A 23743-nucleotide genomic window follows, 5' to 3' on the forward strand; every position below is an offset into this window, starting at 1 on the left:
TTCCCCACCGGGATCCGGCGTGGAAGCGGGCTTGCCCCGCGATAACGTCTTGCCGCGTCGGTCAGTCGGTGCTCAGCACGCCACGACGCACCTGGTCACGCTCGATCGATTCGAACAGCGCCTTGAAGTTGCCTTCACCGAAGCCATCGTCCCCCTTGCGCTGGATGAACTCGAAGAACACCGGCCCGAGCAGGGTTTCCGAGAAGATCTGCAGCAGCAGGCGCTTGTCGCCGGCTTCGGAGGCGCCATCGAGCAGGATGCCGCGCGACTTGAGTTGGTCGACCGGCTCGCCATGGCCCGGCAGGCGCTCCTCGAGCATCTCGTAGTAGGTCTGCGGCGGCGCGGTCATGAAGCGCATGCCGAAGCCCTTGAGCGCGTCCCAGGTCTTGAGCAGGTCGTCGGTGAGGAAGGCCACGTGCTGGATGCCCTCGCCGTTGAACTGCATCAGGAACTCTTCGATCTGCCCCGAACCCTTGGACGACTCTTCGTTGAGCGGGATGCGGATCATGCCGTCCGGCGCGGTCATCGCCCGGGAGGTCAGGCCGGTGTATTCGCCCTTGATGTCGAAGTAACGGATCTCGCGGAAGTTGAACAGCTTCTCGTAGAAGCCGGCCCAGTAGGACATGCGCCCGCGATAGACGTTGTGGGTCAGGTGGTCGATGATCTTCAGGCCGGCACCGACCGGGTTGCGATCCACGCCTTCGATGAACTTGAAGTCGATGTCGTAGATCGAGCTGCCTTCTTCATAGCGGTCGATCAGGTACAGCGGCGCGCCACCGATGCCCTTGATCGCCGGCAGGCGCAGTTCCATCGGCCCGGTTTCGATCTCCACCGGCTGGGCGCCAAGCTCCAGCGCACGGGCATAGGCCTCATGGGCATTGCGCACGCGGAACGCCATGCCACATACCGACGGGCCGTGCTCGGCGGCAAAGTACGAGGCTGCACTCTTGGGTTCGTTGTTCAGGATCAGGTTGATGCCACCCTGGCGATACAGGTGCACATCCTTGGAGCGGTGGGTCGCCACCTTGGTGAAGCCGAGCATCTGGAAGACGGGTTCCAGTACGCCAGGGGTGGGCGACGCGAGTTCGATGAATTCGAAGCCTTCCAGGCCCATCGGGTTGTCGAAGATATCTGCCATGTTCGTGTCCTCATCTGCAGCAAAAAAACGGTTGGTTACTGGCTTGCGATGCGGAGTGGCAGAGGTGGTGAGCAGGGAATGCCGCGCACGCTACGGGCGAGGTAGTCACCAATGATCAGCTTGAACCCATGGTATGTCATATGGACCCATTCTCGGCGGGCTTGATCCTCCGGAAAGCGAAGGACCTTATTGTTTTATTCGTAATGCGATTCTACAGGGCGTAAAACGGTTTGTCGCGTTTTAGTTCGCAGCGGACACTGGCAAACCGCTATCCTCTGTGAGGTTTATCCTACCTAGGTACATCCATGCCTCTGACCCGTCACCGCCCTGCCCGCTGGAGCTGGCGCACCCTGTTGCCCTGGGTCGTCGGCCTGCTGCCGCTAGCCTGCGGGTTGGCGGTGATGCGCTGGCAGACCGACCGCGACCTGCGTGCCAGCAGCCAGGCCACGGTGGCGGAAGTGGCCGGGCATGTCGAGCACATCCTCGACAGCCTCGCCGCCGCCGCCCGTCACCTGCAGCCCAGGGCCGGACAACCCTGCGAACAGGTGCAACTGGCCCTGCGCGTGGAAGTCACTCGCAATGCCTTCGTCCGTTCCACCAACCTGTTCGACCACGACAACCTCTACTGTTCGTCACTGTTTGGCGATTTCGACGAACCGGTGGATCCCCGCGACTATACCGACGGGCGCCTCTGGCTGATGAACGGCAACTCGGTGACCCCGGGCCAGTCACTGCTGGTCTACCGCAGCAGCCAGGGCGGGCGCGGCGCAATCACCACGGTGGACGGCAATCACCTGCGCACCGCCCTGCGCCTGATCGGCGATGACGACGAACTGCAGGTGCAGGTAGGCAACCACTGGATGGGCGCCGATGGCCAGGTGCACGACGGCACGCCCCCCGTCGCCGCCAGTGCCGCGGTCAGCCTGGCCTCGAGCCGCTATCCGTTCAGCATCCACGGCGGCTATGGCCCGGACAAGCCGGGCGAACTGATGCGCAGCCGCTACCCGGCCCTGCTCGGCCTGCTGTTGCTGCTGGGCGTGGTGGCCGGTGCCAGTTGCCGCTGGCAACTGCGCCGGGCCAGTTCGCCGCGCGCCGAACTCGACCGGGCACTGGATGCCGAGGAATTCCTGCCCTACTTCCAGCCAGTGGTGCGCAAAGGCGACTACCACTGGGCCGGAGTCGAGGTGCTGATGCGCTGGCAGCACCCGCGCGAGGGCCTGGTACGCCCCGACCTGTTCATCCCCTATGCCGAGCACAGCGGGCAGATCGTCGCCATGACCCGCGCGCTGATGCTGCAGACCGCCCAGGTCCTGGCACCGCATGCAGCCCTGCTGGACGATGGCTTCCACGTCGGCATCAACATCACCGCCGACCATTGTCGCGACCTGCGCCTGCTCGACGACTGCGAAACCTTCCTGCAGCACTTCCCGCCCGGGCGGGTGGTGCTGACCCTGGAGTTGACCGAACGCAAGCTGATCGAGCCGGCACCGGTCACCTTGGAGCTGTTCGAAAAGCTCCACGCCATGGGCGTGATGATCGCCCTGGACGATTTCGGCACCGGCCAGTCCAGCCTCAGCTACCTGCGCCAGTTCCAGGTCGACTACCTGAAGATCGACCAGAGCTTCGTCGCCATGATCGGCGGCGACGCCCTGTCGCAGCATATTCTCGACAGCATCATCGAGCTGTCGGCCAAGCTGGGCCTGGGCATTGTCGCCGAGGGAGTGGAGACCGACGTGCAGCGTGACTACCTGGCGCGCCACGGCGTGGACTTCCTGCAAGGCTACCTGTTCGCCCGGCCGATGCCGGTCGAGGACCTGCTGCTGGCCCTCGCCGCACGCCCCGGCAGGCCACGGTTGCCGCCGGACGCGGCCCCTGAGATCATGCGCGGCTGATCCACACCCCTTCCCGTTTTCCGAGGCATTCGTGTCAAAAGGCATTTTCTCGTCGGTCATGGCGTCCTGTCTGTTCGCCGTGATGTATTTCTACACCACCTTCCTCAAGCCCCTGGACGGCGAGGAGATCTTCGGCTGGCGGACCTTGCTGACCCTGCCCTGCCTGACCCTGTTCATGCTGATCAGCGGGGACTGGAAGCGGGTCGGCGAGCTGCTCGCGCGGGTACGCCGCACGCCCCTGCTGCTGCTGGGCATGGTCGGGACTTCATGGTTGATGGGCGTGCAGCTGTGGCTGTTCCTGTGGGCCCCGCTGCACGGGCGCAGCCTCGAGGTGTCGATGGGTTACTTCCTGCTGCCGCTGGCAATGGTCCTGACCGGGCGGCTGGTGTACGGCGAGCGCCTGTCACGCCTGCAGAAGGTGGCCGTGGGCTGCGCGGCGCTGGGCGTCGGCCACGAACTGTACCAGCACGGCAGCTTCGCCTGGGAGACGTTGCTGGTGATGGTCGGCTACCCGATCTATTTCGTGCTGCGCCGACGCTGTCGCACCGACCACCTCGGCGGCTTGTGGTGCGACATGTGCCTGTTGCTGCCCTGGGCCCTGTACTTCGTGATCCAGGGGCCATTGACGACGGCTGACCTCAACACCCACCCGGGTCTGTACGGGCTGATCCCGCTGCTCGGGGCGATCAGCGCCAGCGCCCTGATCGCCTACGTGCTGGCCAGCCGCCTGTTGCCGTTCAGCCTGTTCGGCCTGCTCAGCTACGTCGAGCCGGTGCTGCTGGTAGGCGTGGCCCTGCTGCTGGGCGAGAGCATCGGCCCGGACCAGTGGCTGACCTACCTGCCGATCTGGGCCGCGGTGCTGGTGCTGGTGCTCGAGGGCCTCAAGCACCTGCTGCGCCAACGCCGCCGCTCGGTGTGAGCCGCACCTGGCGTACCCGGCGGTCTTCCACCGTCACCACCGTCAAGGTCCAGCCGTTCCAGACCAATTGGTCACCGACCATTGGCAGGCGGTCCAGCAGACTCATCACCAGGCCCGCAAGGGTCTGGTAGTCCTCGGTGGGGCGGACGGCGAAACCGGTGCGCGCCTGGATCTGCGCCAGGTTCAACGCGCCACTGACGACAAAACCGCCACCCTCCTCGACCACGCCCGGCCCCTCCACCTCGCTGGCATCCGGCAACTCGCCGGCAATCGACTCGAGGATGTCGGTCATGGTCAGCACCCCGGTGAAATCGCCGAACTCGTTGATCACGAAAGCGATGTGGGTCGACTGGCCACGCATCTGCTCCAGGGCATTGAGGATGCTGAAGCTCTCCAGCAGGTTCAACGGTGCCCGGGCCATGCGCTCGAGGTCAGGCTCGCTGCCGGCCAGCAGCTCCTTGAGCAACTCCTTCTTGTGCACGAACCCCAGCGGCTCGTCGATGCGCCCATCGCGGATCAGCGGCAGACGCGAGTATGGCGAATTGGCCAAGGCTTCGCGGATCGCCGTCGCCGGCAGCGCCAGGTCGATGACATCGACCTCTGTCCTGGTGGTCATCACCGTGCGGATCGGCCGCTCGGCCAGGTTCAGCACGCCGCTGATCATCACCCGCTCGCGACGGTCGAACAGCACCTGCGCGTCAGCACCCTCGACCAGGTCGGCGATCTCCTCGCCCACCTCGTCGGCCTCGACCCGGCGCCCGCCCAGCAGGCGCAGCACCGCATGGGCCGTGCGCTCGCGCAGTGGCCGGTGCTGCTGCAGGCTGCGCTTGCGGCGGGCACGGGCCAGTTGGTTGAACAGCTCGATCAAGATCGAGAAACCGATGGCCGCGTACAGGTAGCCTTTCGGAATATGGAAGCCCAGGCCTTCGGCGGTCAGGCTGAAGCCGATCATCATCAGAAAGCCCAGGCACAGCATGATCACCGTCGGGTGGGCGTTGACGAAGCGGGTCAGCGGCTTGCTGGCGACGATCATGATGCCGATGGAGAAGATCACCGCGATCATCATCACCGACAGCTGCTCGACCATGCCCACCGCCGTGATCACCGCATCCAGCGAGAACACCGCGTCAAGCACCACGATCTGCGCGACGATCGGCCAGAATGCCGCGTGACGCGTCGTGCCGCCGGATTGGGCGACATGCCCCTCGAGGCGCTCGTGCAGCTCCATGGTGGCCTTGAACAGCAGGAACACGCCGCCGAACAGCATGATCAGGTCGCGCCCGGAGAAGCTCTTGCCGAACACCTCGAACAGCGGTGCAGTCAGGGTCACCATCCACGAGATGCTGGCCAGCAGGCCCAGACGCATGATCAGCGCCAGCGACAGGCCGATCACCCGCGCGCGGTCACGCTGATGAGGCGGCAGCTTGTCGGCGAGGATGGCGATGAACACCAGGTTGTCGATACCCAGCACCAGCTCGAGGACGATAAGCGTCAGCAGGCCCAGCCAGGCCGTGGGGTCGGCTAGCCATTCCATTAGCGGGTACTCACTGGGGAAGCGTCGCGCGGACGCGGGAAGGAAGGCCGGGACGGCCAGGGACTGGGGGGCTCCGCGAAGGTGCTCATATAGACCTTATTCGAAAAAAGGGATGATGATCCTACAATCGAAGCAGGTTTTTCTGACAGAGAGAAACTATTACAAAAGCTGTAACAGGGGCGCCTGGGCATTTTCGTTCAATACGCTCGCCGGCGGCATCGGCGAGGATCGCGACCTCTGTCCCCACACAAGGAATCACCCCATGAGCCTGTCGTTGTCGATGGCCGCCTTTGCCCTGGCGGCCTCCATCTCCCCTGGTCCGGTGAACATCGTCGCCCTCGGTAGCGGCGCCCGCCATGGCCTGCGCGCCAGCCTCGGGCATGCCGCCGGCGCCACCCTCGGTTTCTGCCTGCTGCTGGTGCTGGTCGGCCTGGGGCTGCACGAACTGCTGCTGCGCTGGCCACTGCTGGGCAGGCTGTTGCACGGGGGTGGCGTGGCTTTTCTGCTGTACATGGCCTGGAAGCTGGCCAGCGACGATGGCGCCTTGCACAGCGATGGCCAGCAACGGGCGCCGAGCGCCTGGCACGGCGCGGCCATGCAGTGGCTCAGCCCCAAGGCCTGGCTGGCGGCCGTGGCAGGAATCGGCGCCTACACCGGCGGCGAGCAGCCGTTACTGTGGTTGTTCACCTGGATCTACGCACCGATCTGCTTCGTCTCGGTGGCCAGTTGGGCCTGGGCCGGCAGCGTGATTCGCCAGTACCTGGGCGAGCCGCGACGGATGCGTCTGTTCAACCGTGGGCTGGCAGTGTTGCTGGTGGCAAGCGCGGTGTACCTGATCGTCTGAGCATGGCCTCGACATGCTGGCGTCGGCACTGTGAGAGCAACCCGGCTCGCGGCGCAGGCGCCAGCAATGGGCCAGTAGTGGCTGCCACATGCTGTCGACATTTCCATTCCCAGGTAGTGAACCTGCTTACAAAAAAACGGTCTTTCGCTGACGGTCAATCCATCCGACCGAATCGCGGCCCAGTCATCGGGCCTTCATTCGTCCTGTTTCAGCGAAGACCAGCATGCCAGACAACCAGCCAGCCTCCCTCGCCCTCACCACCCTGCGCGGCGGCCTGATCAGCGCCTTGATCGCCCTCGCCGCCCCGGCCCACGCCGAGGCGCCAGCCAGCGATGCGCGCTGGGTCAGCGACAGCCTGAGCACCTACGTGCGCAGCGGCCCAACCGATGGCCACCGCATCGTCGGCACGCTCAAATCCGGGCAGAAGGTGACGCTGGTAGCCAGCCAGGGTAACTACAGCCAGGTACGTGGCCAGAGCGGCGACCTGGTGTGGATCCTCACCAGCGACTTGCAGGCCGTGCCCGGCCAGAACGAACGCCTGCCCCAGCTCGACGCCCAGGTGGCTGACCTCTCCGGCCAGCTCAAGCACATCGACGACAGCTGGAAGAACCGCGTGCAAGGCATGCAGGAGACCCTCGATTCGCGCAAGGCACTGATCGACGAACTGGAAACCCGCAACAAGGCGTTGAACGAGCAGCTCGAGCAAAGCCAGTCGACCCTGCGCGACACCCAGGCGCGCCTGGGCGACGAGAACAAGCAGGTGATGATGCGCTACATGGTCTACGGCGGCAGCATCGCCGGTGCAGGACTGCTGGCGGGGCTGATCCTGCCGGCGCTGACCCGCGGGCGCAAACGCAACGACCGCTGGTTCTGAGGCGCGCCATCCCGGCCAACCTCGGAGCGCAGGCCGGGCTCAAACCGGGCGGTTGCTCACCCCGAACGGGATATGCACCGACGGCACCACCGTGCTGGTGCTCTTCAGGTGCCCCGACTGGTCGTCGAAGAAGATGTGCGGCTTGAGCACCTGCAACACCCGACGCTTCTCGATCCCGCCCAGGAAGAACGCATCGTTGGCCATCACGCCCCAGCTCTTGAGGGTGTTCAGCGCCCGCTCATGGGAAGGCGCGTTGCGCGCGGTGACGATCGACACCCGCAGGCGATTCTCGTAGCCAGGATGCTCGAGCTTGTACTGCTCCTCCGCCGCCTGGATCCGCGCGATGCGCACGAAGAACTCCTTCAGCGGCCCGGGATTGTGCGGCTGGGCGACATTCTTCACCTCATGGGCGTGGAAGCTGTCCAGCCCGCCGGACTGCATCACCGCCTCGGATTCGTCCCCGGCCAGCACCCCGTCGAAGTCGAAGGCGATGCGCAGGTTGTCGTCGCTTTCGTCATCGTCGAAGCGTGAGTCGAGCACCTGCCCCGCCGGGTAACCGGCATTGATCGCCGCATCCACGTGCTGCTTGTCGGCAGACAGGAACAACGCGATGTTCAACGCCGGGATATACGCATAAGGCGAGCGGCCCTGGGTGAAGATCGCCCGGGTCATGTTCAGGCCATAGTGGTCGATGGTCTTCATCACCCGCATGCCGGTGTCCGGGTCGTTCTGCGACAACAGCACCACTTCCACCAGCGGATCCTCGGGGTCCTCGCGCAGGTCGTTCAACGCCAGCAGGCGCTTGATGAAGGGATAGGCGATGCCCTTGCCCAGTGGTACGTCCAGGTGCTGCTCCTGGTATTTGCGGTATTGCGCCTCGCCGTCGCGACGAAACACCGCGTCCGACTCGCTTAAGTCGAACACCGCGCTCGAGGCGACGCCAATCACCAGGCGTTCGTCCAGTTCGAAGGGCATTGCGCGTTCCTTGTGGTTGAAAATGAAAACCGCCGTCCTCAGGCGTCGGCGCGCCCTTGCAGCCGCGAGCCCCAGTCCTCGACCTGGCGCTGCTGCAGACGCTTTTCCAGGGTCCGCCGCCAGCTCGGCACCAGTGGCAATGCCAGGCATTCGCGCAACAAGTCGGGCTCCAGGCGCTTGTCGAACAGCACCGCCGACAACCGCGCCACCGACCACTCGGCATGGCGGCGCTCGACGATGCTCAGGCTGTCGCCTGCCTCGACCACGCCCTCCTCCAGCACCCGGTAGTACCAACCGGTGCGCCCGCTCTGCTGCACCTGCAGTGCCATCTGCGCCACCTCGAAGCGGTCGTTGAGCTTCCAGCACGGCATGCGCCCCTGGGACACTTCGAGCAGCGCGCTGCCAACCCGGATGCGATCACCCAGGCAGACATCGGCCTCGCGCCAGCCATCGGTGCTGAAGTTCTCGCCGAAGGCCCCGGGCTGCGCCAGCAGCGGATGCTCGCCGAGCTCGGCGACCCAGTCGACGTAATGCTCGCGAGGATAGTGATGGATGGCCTTGTCGACGCCGCCATGCACCCGCAGGTCGCCCTGCTCGTCGCCGGCGATGCCGAGGAAGGTCAGCGCATGGGCACCCTGCCGGGGCTGCTTGTCGATGGCGCTACGCGAGCCCGGACGAGTGAACGGCCGGGCAATGCCCGTGAGCAGGCTGTCGAGGCGAAGGCTGGACGGTGGCATGCGGCGATCTCGTGCAAAGGACCGGGCGAGCTTACACCAGAGCGGTGACAGGCCCAAGGCAGAGGCGCGCCAGTGTGCAGGAGCGGAGCAGGACAATGGCCCCACTCGCGCCTGCGTGCAGACGCTACTTGCCGCGCGCGTTGTTGAAGATGGTCTTGGCCTGCTCGGCCGAGGTCATGCACTTGCCCATGTCGCCCTTGGCCCGAGCGTCCTTGGCAGCCTTCATGTGCATCTTGAAGTCGTGGGCCATGCCGCCATGCATTCCCGGCCCATCGGTCTTGTGGATGTTCTCCAGCTCGGCGATGCGCGCATCGCAATTGGTCTTCGCGCTGTCGTCGGCATGCGCGGCAAGACTGAGCACGGAAGCGATCACTAGCAGTGTCATGGATTTCATGGAGCGTTCTCCTGGGAAACGACCGGACTGCTGGAAAGGACGTCGGAGCACATGCCGACGCAGCAAGGAGCTTAGCCGCACATCGCCCATCGTGCGTGGCTTCAGTTCAGTGGCATGGGCAGCTCGGCGAGCAGGAAGTCGATGAACACCCGCACCTTCAACGGCATGTGCCGGGTCTGCGGATAGACCAGCATGAACGGCCGGGAAGTACCGCCGTATGCACCCAGTACCTCCACCAGCTCGCCCTTGGCCAGTGCCTCCTGCACGGTGAACCGGTAAGCCTGCATCAAGCCTGCTCCATGGCGGACCAGGGTGGTGGTGGCCAGAAAATCCCCCAGGCATGTGAACGAGCCCCGGGTGTCGAGCTCCACTTGCCGGCCATCCTGGCAGAAGCTCCACGGTGGCTGCCGTCCACTGCTGGGCATCTCGAACTGTATGCACTCGTGCCCGGCCAGATCATCCGGCGTGCGAGGGGTGCCGGCACGGGCCAGGTAGTCGGGCGTCGCGACGACGACCAGTTCGGCGTCCTCCAGCCGTCGTGCCACCAGGCGCGAATCGGCCGGCGCGCGGCCACGGATCGCCAGGTCGAAATGCTCTTCGGCGAAGTCGACGTTGCGATTGCTCACATGCACGTCCACCTGCACCCGCGGGTAACGCTGGTGAAACCTCGGCAGCAGGGGCAACAGACGATGATGGGCGTATGGCGTGGGGGCGCTGAGGCGCAGGCGACCACTGGGCTCGAGCTGGCCGCCGGCGACCTGGCGCTCGGCTTCGACCAGTTGTCCCAGGGCCTGACGGCATTGCTGGTAGTACGCCTGGCCAACCTCGGACAGGCGCACCTGCCGGGTGGTACGTACGAACAGGCGCACGCCCAGGCGTTCCTCCAGCCTGGCCACCGAACGGCTCACCGCCGCCGGCGTGACGCCGGCCTGGCTGGCCGCCTCGGTGAAGCTGCCGGCGTCGGCGGCCAGACAGAACAGCTCCAGACTACCCAGTTGCAGGTCATCGAAATGGCGGGTCATGGCGGCTCGATTGATTACATGATGTATCGATTGAAATGCCTCGCGGCGTATTTTTCAAGCCAAGGTTACGTCCTAGAGTGGCTCCACCCCCGAGCACAAGGCTCGATCAACCGGAGTCCACACCATGCATACCGCCAGAACCGTCATCATCACCGGCGCCTCCAGCGGCCTGGGCTTTGCCCTCGCCCAGGCGTTTCTCGAGCGCGGCGACCAGGTGATCGGCAACGCCCGCAGCGAAGCCCGCCTGAACGAAGCCGCCGCGCGCCTTGGCAATCCGCCAGGCTTCATCGGCGTGGCCGGCGACATCGCCGAAAAGGCCACCGCCGAGCGCTTGATCGCCACTGCCCTGGAGACCTTCGGCCGGGTCGATATCCTGGTCAACAACGCCGGCGTCTTCATCCCCAAGCCGGTGACCGACTACACCGAGGCAGACGTCGACATGCTGGTCGGCACCAACCTCAAGGGTTTCTTCTATCCCGCGCAGGCCGCAGCCCGGGTGATGCAGGCACAAGGGCACGGGCATATCGTCGCCATCACTGCATCGCTGGCCCTGCAACCGGACACCCGGGTGCCAGCCTTGTTGCCGGTGCTGGTCAAGGGCGGCCTGAACCAGGCAGTCAAAGGGCTGGCCGTGGAACTGGCCAGCAGTGGCGTGCAGGTCAATGCAGTGGCCCCCGGCATCATCGACACGCCACTGCACAGCGGTACTGTCGAAGGGTTGCGCAAGCTGTCGCCGAGCGGTCGCACCGGCAGGCCCGAGGACATCGTCGATGCCGTGCTCTACCTGACCGAGGCTCGCTTCGTCAGCGGCGTCATCCTGCCGGTGGACGGTGGCAGCACCGCCGGCACCTGGCACTGACCCAGGAGGAGCCGACATGCCCTATGTACATATCCGCGTCACCGACGAAGGCGTGACTGGCGAACACAAGCGCCTGCTGATCGAAGGCACCACCCGCTTGCTGGAGCAGGTACTGGGCAAGCCACCGGCCAGTACCTTCGTGGTGATCGAAGAAGTACCCACCGATAACTGGGGCGTGGGAGGCGAGACGGTGACCGCGCTCAGACAGCGCGAACGTAGCTGACGCCTATCGCTGGACAAGCCCGCTCCCACGCCAGGTTCACTGTCGCAACTTGTCCAGCGCCGCCAGCACATGCGCGGTCGCCCGCTCCACTTCACCATCCCGGCAGGCAATCCCCAGCTGGCGCCACAATCCAGGGCGCAAGGGCCGTCGGAGGATACGCGGGTCATGCTGCACGCCCTCGCCCTCCTGCGGCAGCAACGTCGCCCCGTACCCCGCTGCCACCAGGCTCTTGATCGCATCGTTGTAGTTCAGCTCGATACGCGGCTCAGGATACAGGCCCGCCGCCGCGAACCACTGCCCAGTCACCTGCGACAGCTGCGTGGTGCTGTCGTTGAGAATCAGCGCTCGAGCCGCCAGCCAGGCCGGCGTCACCTGCACCGGTGGCTGCCAGTCGGCCGGCACATAGGCCATGATCGGATCGCGGCGCCACGGCGTGACCTTCAGCCCCTTGCCCGCCACCTGAGGCAGCGCCACCAGGCCGATGTCCAGGCTGCCTTCGCGCAGACGGGCCAATGAAGCCTGGGACGTAAGCACCTGGACCTGTACATCGATGCCCGGATGTTCCACCCGCAAAGCCTCAAGGGCCTGGGGCAACAGATGAGCGATGGCACCGGTGGAGGCACCCAGGCGTACCCGCCCGGTCAGGCCCGCGACCTGACGACGTACCTCGTCGAGCGCCTGGTCGGCATCGGCCAGCAAGCGCCGGGCACGGGCCAGCAGTGTCTCGCCAATGACCGTAGGGCGCACCTGACCCCGGGTACGGGTGAGCAATGGAGCGCCGATACGCGCCTCCAGCTCGGCGATGTGCAGGCTGATGGTCGGCGGGGCCAGATTGAGCTGGCGGGCGGCGTCGGCGAAGGAAGCGTTGTCGGCGATCACCACCAGGGTGCGCAGGCGATCTAGGCTGATTTCTCGCATGATTTGGCTCTGGGACCTTGGGGGGGGCGGATTCGCCAGCATGACCGGCATTCGCATAGTTCAGAAATTCTGAACATGGCAATCATGATATTCAAATTTTCTTTCATTCATGAGCAGGCGAGGATGACGGCATCTTTCCTTGCTGATGGACACTCCCATGCACCAGCCCCTGGTTTTCATCGATGGCGACCAAGGCACCACCGGCCTGCAGATCCATGCCCGCCTGCACGGTCGTCAGGGCCTGCGCCTGCTCACCCTGCCCGAGGCCGAGCGCAAGGATCCGGCACGCCGCGCCGAGGCCATCAACAGCGCCGACATCGCCCTGCTCTGCCTGCCGGACGCCGCCGCCCGCGAGGCGGTGGCGACGATCCGCAACCCGGCCGTGCGGGTGATCGACGCCAGCTCCGCCCACCGCACCACGCCGGGCTGGGTGTATGGCCTGCCGGAGCTGGACGAGCAGCAAGCCGAACGTATCGCCCGGGCCACCCGGATCAGCAACCCTGGTTGCTACCCCACCGGCGCCATCGCCCTGCTGCGCCCATTGGTCAAGGCTGGCCTGCTGCCGGCGGACTACCCGTTGGGCATCCATGCCATCTCCGGCTACTCCGGTGGCGGCCGGGCCGCCGTCGAACGCCATGAACAGCGCCGCGACGATTATCTGCCGACCCTGCAGCTGTATGGCCTGGAGCTGGCCCACAAGCATGTGCCGGAGATCCAGCAGCACGCCGGGCTCAGCGCGCGGCCTGTGTTCGTGCCGGGCTATGGCGACTACCGCCAGGGCATCGTGCTGAGCATTCCCCTGCAACTGCGCCTGCTGCCAGGCGTCAGCGCCGAACAGTTGCAAGCCTGCCTGGAGCAGCATTACCAGGGGGCCCGTCATGTACAGGTGATGCCGCTGCACCAGCAAGGCCCGGCGACGGCACTGGACCCGCAGGCATTGAACGACAGCAACGACCTGCGCCTGGCCCTCTACGCCAATCCCGAGCATGGGCAGGTGCTGCTGACGGCGGTGTTCGACAACCTGGGCAAGGGCGCCTCGGGAGCTGCGGTGCAGAACCTCGACCTGGTCCTCGCCGCCCTGTAGACCCCACGGCGAATGCCCCACATCGACACCACACTGCGGGTAGAATGGCCGCTCCCCCATGTTGTACCCGGAGTGCTACCCGCGATGTTCATCCTCCGCCGCCTCGACGGCGTGCCACCCGAATCCTTCCAGAGCCAGATCCGCCAGTTGGTGATCGACCATGTCGGCCAGCTCAGCAGCGTCGCCATCAGCACCGACAATCCGCTCTATCCGCTGTACCAGTACGGCGTGGGCCTGGAAGTGCACCAGTACCTGATGGCCCTGGACGGCACCCGCGGCCTGGGAGTGGAACTGACCCTGGCCCTGGACGCCGACGCCCCGGACCGCTTGCTCGGCTTCGCCCTGGCGCTGCCGGCCCAGGACGATCCACAGGCCTGCGCCCTGGCGTTCCTGGCCGTGGATCCCGGCCATCGGCGACAAGGCATCGCCCGTGGCCTGCTAAATGACCTGCGGGGTCGCTACGACTGTGTCGAACTCAGCGCATTCCCAGTCCAGGTGCCGTGGTTCGAGGCCATGGGCCTGCAGGTGGTGGCCAGCGCCGGGCCGCAGGTGCTGATGAGCAGCACCGGGCGTGCCAGCGGGGCCCTGATCGGCCGGCTGGATATCGCGCCGATCTACCAGACCGTCGAAGTCATGCAGATCCATGCCTATCTGCTCAAGCAGCACGGCGAAGAGGCGATGACCGAAGCGGAACAGTTGCGCGATGAGCGCCTGGACGCCCTGGCAGAAGAAGCCCAGGCCTGCGCAAGGCAACGCCTGGTCCGGCATTGAAGATAACCGCTGCTCGCTGGCTTTGCCGGCGCCTACCGTGCCCGAGGCCTGTAGGCGCCGGCCTGGCTGGCGAACCAGGCGACACGGTGGTGAATAGACGCATGCCCTTCAGGCATGCACCCAGCGCCGATGCAGCCCACGCGCCAGGGCATCGAGCATGAAGCCCAGCACGCCGATCAGCAGCACCATCGCCATCAGTTCGGAGTACGCCAGGCGATCGCGGGTGTCGAGAATGAAGTACCCCAGGCCCGCACTGACCCCGAGCATCTCGCACGGCACCAGCACGATCCACAAGATACCGATGGCCAGGCGAACCCCGGTCAGCACATGACCGATCACCCCGGGCACGATCACCTTGCACAGTGTCTCCCAGCGCGTGGCGCTCAGGCTGCGGGACAACTGCAACCAGCGCGGATCGAGCTGGCGCACCCCGGCAGCGGTATTGAGCAGGATCGGCCACAACGCCGCGAACGCCAGCAGGAAGTAGATCGGTTGGTCGCCCACCCCCATCAGCATCACCACCACCGGCATCCACGACAGCGGCGAGATCATCCGCAGGAACTGGAACGCCGGCGTGGTCGCCGCTTCCAGATGCCGATAGCTGCCCACCAGCAGGCCCAGCGGCACACCAATCAGCAACGCCAGCAGCAGGCCGACCAGGATGCGCTTGAGGCTCACCCAGATATGCCCGTACACCTCGCCCTGCCCCAGCAACTGCACCAGGCTCTCCAGCGTGGCCTGGGGCGAAAAGCGCGCCGACAGGCCGTCGGCCGCGCCAAACACCTGCACCCCGGCCCACCACAACAACAGCAGCGCCGCCAGGCCAGCCAGGCCCAGGGCGCCATGCACGACATGCCCACGCATCAGACCGCGAACTCCTCGCTACGCTGGAAGTTCTCGGCAATGCCGAATGTCGCCGGGCCGCCCACGGCGGCAATGGCGTTACGCACGAAGCGATCGTCGACCAGGTCGCGGGCGGCATGCGCCGGATCAAGCTCGGCGAGAAAGCCCTTGTCGCCCTCGATCAGGGTGTTCTTCAGGCGCTTGACCAGTTCCTCGGTATAGCTGGGGAACGGGTACGGCTGGAAGTCGATGCGCTTCTCGTCCCATTGCTGGTGCTGGATCGCCCCGCTGGCGATGTAGCCGGCGCGGTCCTCGGCAGTGGGCGCCAGGACCTTGCCCAGCACCGCCGGATCGTGCGGGGTGTATTTGTTGGGGCCAGCCTTGGACAGCAGCGCGGCGGCCTCGGCGCGATGCTCGCGGGTCCATTGCTGGGCCTTGACGATGGCATTGACCACCTTCTGCGACCAATCCGGACGGTTGTTCAGGTCGTGCTCGTGCATGAACACCACGCAACAGGCATGGTTGCGCCACACGTCGCCGGTGAAGCGCTGCACGCGGCCAACCTTGAGGTTCTCGGCCAGGGCGTTGAACGGCTCGGCGACGATGTAACCGGCGATACGCTTGCTGGCCAGGGCCGGCGGCATGTCCGACGGCGGCAGCACCAGCAGGTTGACCTCGTTGGCCGCCAGCGCGGCGCTGGCCGGCTTCGACACCGGGGTCAGACCGTTATCGTTGAGCATCTGCTGCAGCACCACGTTGTGGATCGAGTACCAGAACGGAATCGCCACGGTCTTGCCGCCGAGCTGTTTCATTTCGGTGATGTCCGGCGCCACGGTCAGGCCCGAGCCGCCGACATGGTTCCAGGCCACCACCTTGGCCGGCACCTTGCTGCCATAGCGGGCCCACACGGTCATCGGCGACAGCAAGTGGATGACGTTGACCTGGCCGGAGATGAACGCCTCGATCACCTGCGCCCAACTGCGCAGCAGTACCGGGCGCTCGGCCTTGATGCCCTCGGCCTCGAACAGGCCGTTGTTGTGCGCCACCAGCAACGGCGTGGCGTCGGTGATCGGCAGGTAGCCGATACGCACCGGCGCGTCCGGTTCGGCGGCAGCACGTGCCTGCAGGCTCGACAGCAGCGGCACCGCGCCGGCGGCAGTGAGCATCGCGCTCAGCTTGAGAAAGTCGCGACGAGACGTCGAGGAACAGCAGTCATCCATGCACATGGACAGCCTCCGAGGGCAAGGGAGAAGAAGTAGGTTCGGCTGTGCGGCTTGCCCGCCGTAGGGTCTTGAGAATCTCGATGCGCAGCGCACCCAGCTCCTCGACCCGCTGCGCCCGAGGCTGCGGCAGGTCGATGTGCCACTGGCCGAGGGTGCGCGCCGGGTGGTTGCCCAGTAGCAGCACGCGATCGGACAGCAGCAGGGCTTCGTCGATATCGTGGGTGATCAGCAGCGCAGCGGTGTTGTGGGTGGCGATCAGTTGCAGCAGCAACTGCTGCATGTCGGCACGGGTCACTTCGTCCAGCGCACCGAACGGTTCGTCGAGCAGCAGCACCTCGGGCTGGCGGGCCAGGCAGCGGGCCAGCGCGGTGCGTTGGGCCATGCCGCCGGACAACTGCGCCGGATACTGGCCACGGGCATGGGCCAGGCCCACCGCCTCGATGGCATGGTCGATCCGTGCGCGCCGCTCGCTGGCCGCCAGCTTGGGCTGGCGGGCGAAGTCGAGGCCGAAGGCGACATTTTTCTCCAGGCTCAGCCAGGGCAGCAGGCTTGGGTCCTGGAACGCCACCGCCAGGCGCGGATGCGGCCCCTGCAGCGGCTCGCCATGCAAGCGCACACTGCCGCCACGGGGCTGCTGCAGGCCGGCCAGCACCCGCAGCAGACTCGACTTGCCGACCCCGCTGGGGCCGAGGATGGTCACCACCTCACCCGGCGCCAGGCGCAGGTCGAAGGTCTCCAGAACGGCCTGCCAGCCCCCCTCGCGGGGGTAGCCCAGGCTGATGTCGCAGGCTTCGAGCAACACGTCGGTCATGCAGTGGCCGCCTGGCGTTGCAGCTCGGCGCGCAGTTGCACCAGGCTCGGGGTGACGATCGGCACGAACGCCGACTCACGCCAGCGACGAGCGAAGCCTTCGCCGTAGGCGGTCAGGTAGGCCTTGCCACCGCTGGCCTGCAGCTCGAGCTGCACAGCATCGGCGGCACTTTCGGCGAGGGTGATGCGCAGCTTGAACAGAGCAGCCGGCTGCTTGAGGAAACGGCCGTCGAGCAGGCCCTGCTTGAGCTCGCCAACGGTGTTTTCCAGACGCTCCTTGAGCACCTGGCGCGCCTCTTCGAGGAACGAACCACGGCCTTGCAGGTGCTCCTGCGCCTCGTCCAGCGCACGCCGGGCCAGGCCGATGGCCATGCCGCATTGCAGCCCCAGAAACGCCGGGCGCACCTGGGGCAGGAACTCACGGGCGTTGTCGTGCAACAACCAGCCGCGGGCCAACGGTACCTGGTGGAACGCCAGTGCCGCGGTGTTGCTCGATTGCAGCCCCATCAGCTGCAGGTCGTCGGAGCGCTCCAGCCCCTGGGCGGTGGACGGGATGGCGACCACGAACGGCGCACCGCCAGTGTCGTCCTCGATGGCCGCGGCCACCACGAAGCCGCTCTTGCGCAGGTTGGTCACCCAATGCAGGCGGCCTTCCAGGTTCCAGCCGTCGCTCGCCGGACGGCCACGGACTTGCAAGGCCTCGATGCCAGAGAGGAACTTCATGGCATTGGACAGCCCAGTGGCGCCAGCCAGCTCGCCCTTGAGCAGCCCGGGCATCAGTTGCTCGCGCAGGGCCTGGTTGGGGCTGTGCAACAGGTATTCGATGAAGGCGCGCTGGCCCCAGCAGACGAAGGCTGCCGCCAACGAGCGACTGGCAATGGCGGCGATGGCCTCGACCGCGTCGCTGACCTCGCCACCCGAGCCGCCCAGGGCCGGATCGACGCCAACCCGCAGCAACTGCGACTCGGCGATGTGCGCCAGCACCAGGTGCGGCTCGCACTGGCCTTGGTCAATGGCCTCGGCATTGGCGTCCAGCCATTGACGAAAAGCACAATCAAGCATGTCCCTACTCCTTTTGAAACGCCGGTCACGCCGGCATCGGGCCTCGATTACGCCGAAGGCTGCCAGCGGTATTTGCTCAGTTCGTCGTTGAGTGGCGTCTGGGCGAACACATTAGCAAAGTTGCACAGGGTAGCGAGACTGACACCGAGAATCACTTCCAGCGCGTTGCCCTCGGTGAAACCGGCATCACGCAAAGCCTGGTAGGTAGCCTCAGAGACATTGCCACGGGTGGCGATCACTTCGCGGGTGAAGGCAGCGAGGGTTTCATAGCGGGCATCGGGCAATTCGCCACGGGCGCGCAAGGCATCGACCACTTCCTGGGGCAGCTTGGCCTTGTTCAACGCCACGGCGGTGTGGCCGGCCACGCAGAAGTCGCAGCCATGCTGGGTGGCGGCGATCAGTTGCACCACTTCACGCTCGGCCAGGGTCAGCTCGGACTTGCCGTTGAGCGCCGATACGGTGACATAGGTTTCCAGCGCGGCCGGGGCGTTGGCCAGGATGCCCAGCAGGTTGGGAATGAAACCGGAGTTCTTCTGGGCGTTCTCGAGGAACGGACGTGCGGCTTCTGGAGCGGTTTGCAGACTGTGTAGAGTAATGCGCGCGGACATGGAGTGGTCTCCTTTGATATAGATCGCTACAGTCTGTTGGTTATAAGAAGTAGCATCCATATTCATCAGTCGCCTTTCCTTGCTCCAGAGTCTTTGCATTAGATGATTTCATCCAGCCATCTCGTCGATTGGTTATTAGAGGGCCTGGAGCTCGACGCCAGCCTGTTCCACGTCGGCCGCTACTGCGGGGGCTGGCACGCCAGCACCCAAGGCATGGGGCGGGCCAGCTTCCACCTGGTGGTGCAAGGGCATTGCTGGCTGCATGTCGATGGCCGGGCCGAGCCGGTGCGCCTGGCGTGTGGCGACGCGGTGTTCCTGCTGCGCGACCTGGCCTACCGCCTGTCCGGCGACCAGGATGCGGCCGATGCCTGCGCCCAGCCGCGCCAGCCGATGCAGGCGCTGGACGTCGAGGCCGGCGATGGCGTGGGCCTGGTCTGCGGTTTCTTCCACTTCCAGTCGGGGCTGTCGTCACTGATCGTCGAGGGGCTGGCAGACTTCATCCTGCTGCGCGCCGAAGACCCCGAAGGCAGCGCGGCACGGGCATTGTTCGAGCTGATCCTGGCCGAGTGCCGGCGCACCCCGCAGCCCTCGCAGACGCTGCTGGAGCGCCTCACCCACCTGTTGTTCCTTTATGTGCTGCGCCAGCAAGTGCACGAAGGGCAATCCCTCGGTGGACTGGTGGCCCTGGCCCGGCAGCCAGCCTTCGCCGGGCTGCTCGAAAGGCTGATCGACGAGCCTGGCCAGCCCTGGACCCTGGAACACATGGCGGCCTGCACCGGGCTGTCGCGCTCGGCATTCTTCAAGCGCTTCAACGAACTGGCCGGGCAGTCGCCGGGGCAGGTGCTGCTGGCGCTGCGCATGCGCCATGCCAGCCAGTTGCTCAAGGCAGGCAACACCGTCGAGCAGGTGGGGGCGCAGGTGGGCTACCAATCGGTGGCCGCGTTCACCCGGGCGTTCGCCAAGGCCATGGGCGTGCAGCCGGGGGCTTATCGCAAGCAACATGAAGGTCGCCAGGCCTGAACGCAGGCGCTATTCCTGACGTAGCGGAATATCCCCGGCGCCCTTCCCTTCCCGGCGCTCGCCCATCCAGTCGTTGACCTTCTGCCCGAACTCGGCCGGTGCCTTGCGCCCGAAGCGCCGCGCCAGGTCGAGGATGGTCTGCTGGGCCAAGGCCTCTTCCATGCGTTTCTGCGCCCCCAGCATCACCGCATGGATCGCGCAGGTGCCCTCGGTCGCCCACCCCGGCGCCGAGCCCTCGAACACCGCGCAACGCTCGCGGATCTCGCGGCAGTCGAAGATCTTCTTCGGTCCGTCGATAGCGGTGACGATGTCCAGCACGGTGATCTCGTCCGACGGCCGGGCCAGGCGGAAACCACCCCGTACGCCTTCGGTGGCCACTACCAGGCCGGCGCGGGCGAGCTTGGTGAAGACCTTGGCCAGGTACTCCTGGGGCACGCCCTGCAACTCGGCCAGATCGCGCACGCTGGACTCGCGGCTATCGCCACGCTCGTCGACCAGGAACAACAGGCAGTGGATGCCGTACTCGACGCCGGCACTGTAAAGCGACATATCAATCTCCGACCTAATTTGTCGCAAATAGTACGCCTCTGCGCGCTGCCAGGCAAAGTGCCTTGATGCCGCCCATCGATTATCAACCACCCCTAATCCCTTTATCCATGCAGCTTTGCCAGCCCTTAACCGAGACCTGGAGAGGCCTGTGGTGAAAAAACCGCTTGCCGAATATAACTACGACCAATAAAGTCGCAGTTATTCGGCTGCAGGCCAACACCGCGCCGAAGCCCTTTCCCCCACCTTGCGGAGCATCCTCCATGACCCCTCACATCCTGATCATCGGTGCCGGTTTCGCTGGCGTCTGGAGCGCCCTGAGCGCCGCCCGTCTGCTCGACCAGGCGCAGCGCGGCGACGTGCGCATCAGCGTGCTGGCGCCACAACCGCAACTGCGGATCCGCCCACGCTTCTACGAAGCCGACGTGCACGCCATGCAGGCACCACTGAGCGAACTGTTCGAAGCCGTCGGCGTGACGTTCATCCACGGTCAGGCCGAACGCATCGACAGCACCGCGCGCCAGGTGGACTACCTCGACAGCAATGGCCAGGCACAGCAGATCGGCTACGACCGCCTGGTGCTCGCCGCTGGCAGCCAGGTCGCCCGCCCCGCCGTACCGGGCCTGGCCGAACACAGCTTCGACGTCGACCAGATGGAGTCGGCCATGCGCCTGGAACAACACCTGCTCGCCCTCGCGGCGCAGCCAGCATCGCCGGCCCGTAATACCGTGGTGATCTGCGGGGGTGGTTTCACCGGTATCGAGACCGCCACCGAAATGCCCGCCCGCCTGCGCGCCATCCTCGGCGAGGGCATCGCCCGCGTGCTGCTGGTCGACCGCGGCGCCAGCGTCGGCGCCGCACTGGGTGCGGGCATCACCCCGGCGATCGTCGCCGCCTCGGAGCACGCTGGCGTGCAATGGCTGACCGGCGCCTCGGTGGTGGCCGTCGACGCCGGTGGCGTGACCCTGGACAACGGCGAGTACATCGCCAGCAAGACCGTGATCTGGACTGTCGGGGTCAAGGCCAGCCCGCTCACCGCGCAGTTGGCCGGCGAACGCGATGGCCTGGGCCGGTTGCGGGTCGACGAGCATCTGAAGGTAATCGGCGAACCGCATATCTACGCCACCGGTGACGTGGCCTGGGCCACCGTGGACGAGCTCGGCAACCACGCGCTGATGACCTGCCAGCACGCCATTCCCATGGGCCGCCACTCGGGCAACAACGCCATGGCCGACCTGCTCGGCCTGGCACCGGTGGTGTACCGCCAGCCCAAGTACGTCACTTGCCTCGACCTCGGCGAGTGGGGCGCGACCTTCAGCGAGGGCTGGGAGCGCGAACTGAAGCTGCAGGGCCAGGAAGGCAAGGCGGTCAAGCGCCAGATCAACTCGGTGTGGATCTATCCACCTGCCGCCGACCGCGCCCTGGCGTTGGCGGCGGCTGACCCGGCGATCGCGATCGTCTGACAAGAACAAAATGCAAAAGCCCGTCACTATATGACGGGCTTTCTTGTATGCGTAATTACATTGAACGTCTGGTCAATAATAATGGCGCTGTGGCATCATGCGCAAAAAACAACATGAACCGTGAGGATATAACCCTTAGCAGTGCATCGAGAGCGCGAACCCTCCGAGCCCGGTCAAGACCGTGCTCTTGAAGCCTGCCCGCCACCGTCAAGGAGCGTCGCATGCAGTTACGGAACATGAAGATCGGGATTCGCGCAGCCAGCATTTTCACCCTGCTCGGGATGCTGGTCCTGGCCATGGGCCTGATCGCCCTCTACGAAACACGCAAGATGGACACCGCCACTGACGAGATCCGCCTCACCTGGATGCCCGCGGTACTGGCCCTGGGCGATGTCAGCAGCAACCTCGGCCGCGCCCGCGCCCTCACCCTGCGCAGCGTCCTCGAGGAAGCTCCCGCCGCACGTCAGGCCACCCTGGCCCATATCGCCGAGATCAACCAGCAGTTGCAGGCCGACCTCAAGGCCTACGAAGACACCATCACCAACCCCGATGATCGCGCGTTGTTCAGTACTTTCCTGAGCCTGAGCGAGCGCTACCATGGCTTGCAGAAAGCCATCCGCGACGCCGTCGGCAGTGGCCAGCTCGACGAGGCCCGACGCCTGGTCAACGGCCCTCTGGCCGAATACGCCGACAGCATGATGAAAGCCCTCGCCGCGCTGATCGTGTACAACAGCAAAGGCGCCGAGCAGGCCTCGCTGCGCAGCAGTGATGCCTCCGACGAAACCTTCGCCCTGCTCACCGCCACCCTGGTGGTGATCTTGCTGGCCTTGGCCGCCATCGCCACCCTGCTCACCCGCAGCATCGTCGTGCCCCTGGCCGAGGCAGTGCGTGTGGCCGAGCGCGTGGCCACCGGCGACCTGACCCAGGACATCGCCATCCGTGGCCGCGACGAGCCCGCGCTGCTGCTCGGCGCGCTGTCGCGCATGCAGCACAACCTGCGCGACACCTTGCGCCAGATCGCCGCCTCCTCCGACCAGCTGGCCTCGGCCTCGGAGGAATTGCACACGGTCACCGAGGACACCAGCCGCGGCCTGCACCAGCAGAGCGCCGAGATCGACCAGGCCGCCACCGCGGTCAACCAGATGACCGCCGCCGTCGAGGAAGTGGCCGGCAACGCGGTGAGCACCGCCGACGCCTCCAAGAGCGCCGACCAGACCACCCGCGACGGTCGTGACCAGGTCAACCAGGCACTGGAGTCGATCCGCTACCTGGTCGAGGACGTCACCGGCACCTCCCAGGAAATCGAACAACTGGCCAGCAGCGCCAACCAGATCAGCCAGGTACTCGACGTGATCGGCTCGATTGCCGGGCAGACCAACCTGCTGGCGCTCAACGCCGCCATCGAGGCCGCCCGGGCCGGCGAGGCCGGGCGTGGCTTCGCGGTGGTCGCCGACGAGGTCCGCGCCCTGGCCCACCGCACCCAGCAGTCGACGGCCGAGATCGAACAGATGATCGGCGCCATCCAGACCGGCACCGAGCGCGCGGTCAGCGCCATGCACAGCAGCCAGGGCCGCGCCGGCGGTACCCTGGAAGTGGCCCAGGGCGCCGGCCAGGCGCTGGAGCTGATCGCCGCGGCCATCGCCTCGATCAACCAGCGCAACCTGGTGATCGCCAGTGCCTCCGAGGAGCAGGCGCAGGTAGCGCGGGAGGTAGACCGCAACCTGGTGAACATCCGCGACCTGGCGATGCAGACCTCGGCCGGTGCCAACCAGACCAGTGCGGCGGCGCAAGAGCTGTCGCGTCTGGCCGTGGACCTGAACGCCATGGTGGCGCAGTTCAAGCTCTGAACGCTCCCTCCGGCGCCAGCAAGGCCTGGCACCGGAGGGAATCCCCCGACATGCCACTTGCATAAATCGCTCGCCAAGCGCCTGGCCAGGATGCACTCTGATGCTCTCACGCAAAGGACCGGCAAACGCTCATGGCG

24 protein-coding genes are annotated in these 23743 nt (G+C 65.9%); 11 read left to right on the top strand and 13 right to left on the bottom strand.

From position 1 onward, the window contains the following. Positions 1-61: 61 nt before the first annotated feature. A complete protein-coding gene (hppD, locus tag F3J43_RS00235) occupies positions 62-1138 on the bottom strand; it encodes a 4-hydroxyphenylpyruvate dioxygenase (protein WP_166882815.1) in 1077 nt (358 codons plus the stop codon). A gap of 305 nt (positions 1139-1443) precedes the next feature. Between hppD and F3J43_RS00240 the strand changes: the two genes are divergently transcribed. Both F3J43_RS00240 and rarD read left to right on the top strand, forming a co-directional pair. Continuing rightward, positions 1444-3030 (top strand): EAL domain-containing protein, encoded by a 1587-nt coding sequence (locus F3J43_RS00240; protein WP_166882816.1) that lies wholly within the window; start codon positions 1444-1446, stop codon positions 3028-3030. Between the two features lie 31 nt (positions 3031-3061). Further along, positions 3062-3949 (top strand): EamA family transporter RarD, encoded by an 888-nt coding sequence (gene rarD / locus F3J43_RS00245; RefSeq protein WP_166882817.1) that lies wholly within the window; start codon positions 3062-3064, stop codon positions 3947-3949. On the opposite strand, the gene F3J43_RS00250 is transcribed toward rarD, so the two are convergent. After that, positions 3912-5483 (bottom strand): TerC family protein, encoded by a 1572-nt coding sequence (locus F3J43_RS00250; protein ID WP_166882818.1) that lies wholly within the window; start codon positions 5481-5483, stop codon positions 3912-3914. The genes rarD and F3J43_RS00250 overlap by 38 nt on opposite strands. Before the next feature lie 262 nt (positions 5484-5745). Here F3J43_RS00250 and F3J43_RS00255 point away from each other — a divergent pair, with 262 nt between their 5' ends. After that, the gene (locus tag F3J43_RS00255; protein ID WP_166882819.1) at positions 5746-6327 is read left to right on the top strand and encodes a LysE family translocator; all 582 of its coding nucleotides are present in this window, start codon (positions 5746-5748) and stop codon (positions 6325-6327) included. A gap of 223 nt (positions 6328-6550) precedes the next feature. Further along, entirely contained in the window at positions 6551-7201 is a 651-nt protein-coding gene (locus F3J43_RS00260; RefSeq protein WP_166882820.1) for a TIGR04211 family SH3 domain-containing protein, read from the top strand. Positions 7202-7240: 39 nt separating this feature from the next. On the opposite strand, the gene F3J43_RS00265 is transcribed toward F3J43_RS00260, so the two are convergent. The 4 genes from F3J43_RS00265 to F3J43_RS00280 all read right to left on the bottom strand — a co-directional run bounded on the left by F3J43_RS00265 (position 7241) and on the right by F3J43_RS00280 (position 10329). After that, positions 7241-8176 carry a 5'-nucleotidase gene (locus F3J43_RS00265; RefSeq protein WP_166882821.1) on the bottom strand — a complete coding sequence of 312 codons (936 nt, stop codon included), beginning with the start codon at positions 8174-8176 and terminating at the stop codon, positions 7241-7243. A gap of 38 nt (positions 8177-8214) precedes the next feature. Further along, on the bottom strand, positions 8215-8913 hold the full coding sequence (locus tag F3J43_RS00270) for an MOSC domain-containing protein (protein WP_166882822.1): 699 nt from the start codon (positions 8911-8913) through the stop codon (positions 8215-8217). A gap of 124 nt (positions 8914-9037) precedes the next feature. Then, entirely contained in the window at positions 9038-9307 is a 270-nt protein-coding gene (locus F3J43_RS00275; protein WP_166882823.1) for a PA2433 domain-containing protein, read from the bottom strand. A gap of 101 nt (positions 9308-9408) precedes the next feature. Then, positions 9409-10329, bottom strand: a complete 921-nt coding sequence (locus F3J43_RS00280) for a LysR family transcriptional regulator (RefSeq protein ID WP_166882824.1) — start codon at positions 10327-10329, stop codon at positions 9409-9411. A 124-nt stretch (positions 10330-10453) separates the two neighbouring features. Here F3J43_RS00280 and F3J43_RS00285 point away from each other — a divergent pair, with 124 nt between their 5' ends. Together F3J43_RS00285 and F3J43_RS00290 are read left to right on the top strand one after the other, a co-directional pair. Then, positions 10454-11188, top strand: coding sequence for an SDR family NAD(P)-dependent oxidoreductase (locus tag F3J43_RS00285; RefSeq protein WP_166882825.1), 735 nt, complete (start codon positions 10454-10456; stop codon positions 11186-11188). 16 nt (positions 11189-11204) lie between these two features. Next, the gene (locus F3J43_RS00290; protein ID WP_166882826.1) at positions 11205-11411 is read left to right on the top strand and encodes a tautomerase family protein; all 207 of its coding nucleotides are present in this window, start codon (positions 11205-11207) and stop codon (positions 11409-11411) included. A 36-nt stretch (positions 11412-11447) separates the two neighbouring features. Here F3J43_RS00290 and F3J43_RS00295 read toward each other — a convergent pair whose 3' ends face one another. Beyond that, entirely contained in the window at positions 11448-12329 is an 882-nt protein-coding gene (locus F3J43_RS00295; RefSeq protein ID WP_166882827.1) for a LysR family transcriptional regulator, read from the bottom strand. Positions 12330-12486: 157 nt separating this feature from the next. Here F3J43_RS00295 and argC point away from each other — a divergent pair, with 157 nt between their 5' ends. Both argC and F3J43_RS00305 read left to right on the top strand, forming a co-directional pair. Further along, entirely contained in the window at positions 12487-13413 is a 927-nt protein-coding gene (argC, locus tag F3J43_RS00300; RefSeq protein WP_166882828.1) for an N-acetyl-gamma-glutamyl-phosphate reductase, read from the top strand. 84 nt (positions 13414-13497) lie between these two features. Continuing rightward, positions 13498-14184 (top strand): GNAT family N-acetyltransferase, encoded by a 687-nt coding sequence (locus F3J43_RS00305; RefSeq protein WP_166882829.1) that lies wholly within the window; start codon positions 13498-13500, stop codon positions 14182-14184. A gap of 108 nt (positions 14185-14292) precedes the next feature. Here F3J43_RS00305 and F3J43_RS00310 read toward each other — a convergent pair whose 3' ends face one another. The 5 genes from F3J43_RS00310 to F3J43_RS00330 are packed head-to-tail and all read right to left on the bottom strand — an operon-like array spanning position 14293 to position 18730. Next, the gene (locus F3J43_RS00310; RefSeq protein ID WP_166882830.1) at positions 14293-15048 is read right to left on the bottom strand and encodes an ABC transporter permease; all 756 of its coding nucleotides are present in this window, start codon (positions 15046-15048) and stop codon (positions 14293-14295) included. Next, positions 15048-16247, bottom strand: coding sequence for an ABC transporter substrate-binding protein (locus F3J43_RS00315; RefSeq protein ID WP_286184298.1), 1200 nt, complete (start codon positions 16245-16247; stop codon positions 15048-15050). The genes F3J43_RS00310 and F3J43_RS00315 overlap by 1 nt, the downstream gene beginning before the upstream one ends. Beyond that, the gene (locus F3J43_RS00320) at positions 16240-17061 is read right to left on the bottom strand and encodes an ABC transporter ATP-binding protein (protein ID WP_166882832.1); all 822 of its coding nucleotides are present in this window, start codon (positions 17059-17061) and stop codon (positions 16240-16242) included. Before F3J43_RS00320 ends, F3J43_RS00315 begins: the two co-directional genes overlap by 8 nt. Continuing rightward, the gene (locus F3J43_RS00325; RefSeq protein WP_166882833.1) at positions 17058-18122 is read right to left on the bottom strand and encodes an acyl-CoA dehydrogenase family protein; all 1065 of its coding nucleotides are present in this window, start codon (positions 18120-18122) and stop codon (positions 17058-17060) included. Before F3J43_RS00325 ends, F3J43_RS00320 begins: the two co-directional genes overlap by 4 nt. A 47-nt stretch (positions 18123-18169) precedes the next feature. Then, positions 18170-18730 (bottom strand): carboxymuconolactone decarboxylase family protein, encoded by a 561-nt coding sequence (locus tag F3J43_RS00330; RefSeq protein WP_166882834.1) that lies wholly within the window; start codon positions 18728-18730, stop codon positions 18170-18172. 102 nt (positions 18731-18832) lie between these two features. Here F3J43_RS00330 and F3J43_RS00335 point away from each other — a divergent pair, with 102 nt between their 5' ends. After that, a complete protein-coding gene (locus tag F3J43_RS00335) occupies positions 18833-19750 on the top strand; it encodes an AraC family transcriptional regulator (protein ID WP_166882835.1) in 918 nt (305 codons plus the stop codon). Positions 19751-19759: 9 nt separating this feature from the next. Here the strand turns inward: F3J43_RS00335 and F3J43_RS00340 are convergent, their stop codons facing one another. Next, entirely contained in the window at positions 19760-20299 is a 540-nt protein-coding gene (locus F3J43_RS00340) for an RrF2 family transcriptional regulator (RefSeq protein WP_166882836.1), read from the bottom strand. A 260-nt stretch (positions 20300-20559) separates the two neighbouring features. Between F3J43_RS00340 and F3J43_RS00345 the strand changes: the two genes are divergently transcribed. Both F3J43_RS00345 and F3J43_RS00350 read left to right on the top strand, forming a co-directional pair. After that, entirely contained in the window at positions 20560-21759 is a 1200-nt protein-coding gene (locus F3J43_RS00345) for an NAD(P)/FAD-dependent oxidoreductase (RefSeq protein WP_166882837.1), read from the top strand. A gap of 221 nt (positions 21760-21980) precedes the next feature. Further along, positions 21981-23606 (top strand): methyl-accepting chemotaxis protein, encoded by a 1626-nt coding sequence (locus tag F3J43_RS00350; protein ID WP_166882838.1) that lies wholly within the window; start codon positions 21981-21983, stop codon positions 23604-23606. Positions 23607-23743 lie beyond the last annotated feature (137 nt).

The organism is Pantoea sp. Cy-639, from assembly GCF_011752525.1.
Lineage (GTDB): Bacteria > Pseudomonadota > Gammaproteobacteria > Pseudomonadales > Pseudomonadaceae > Aquipseudomonas.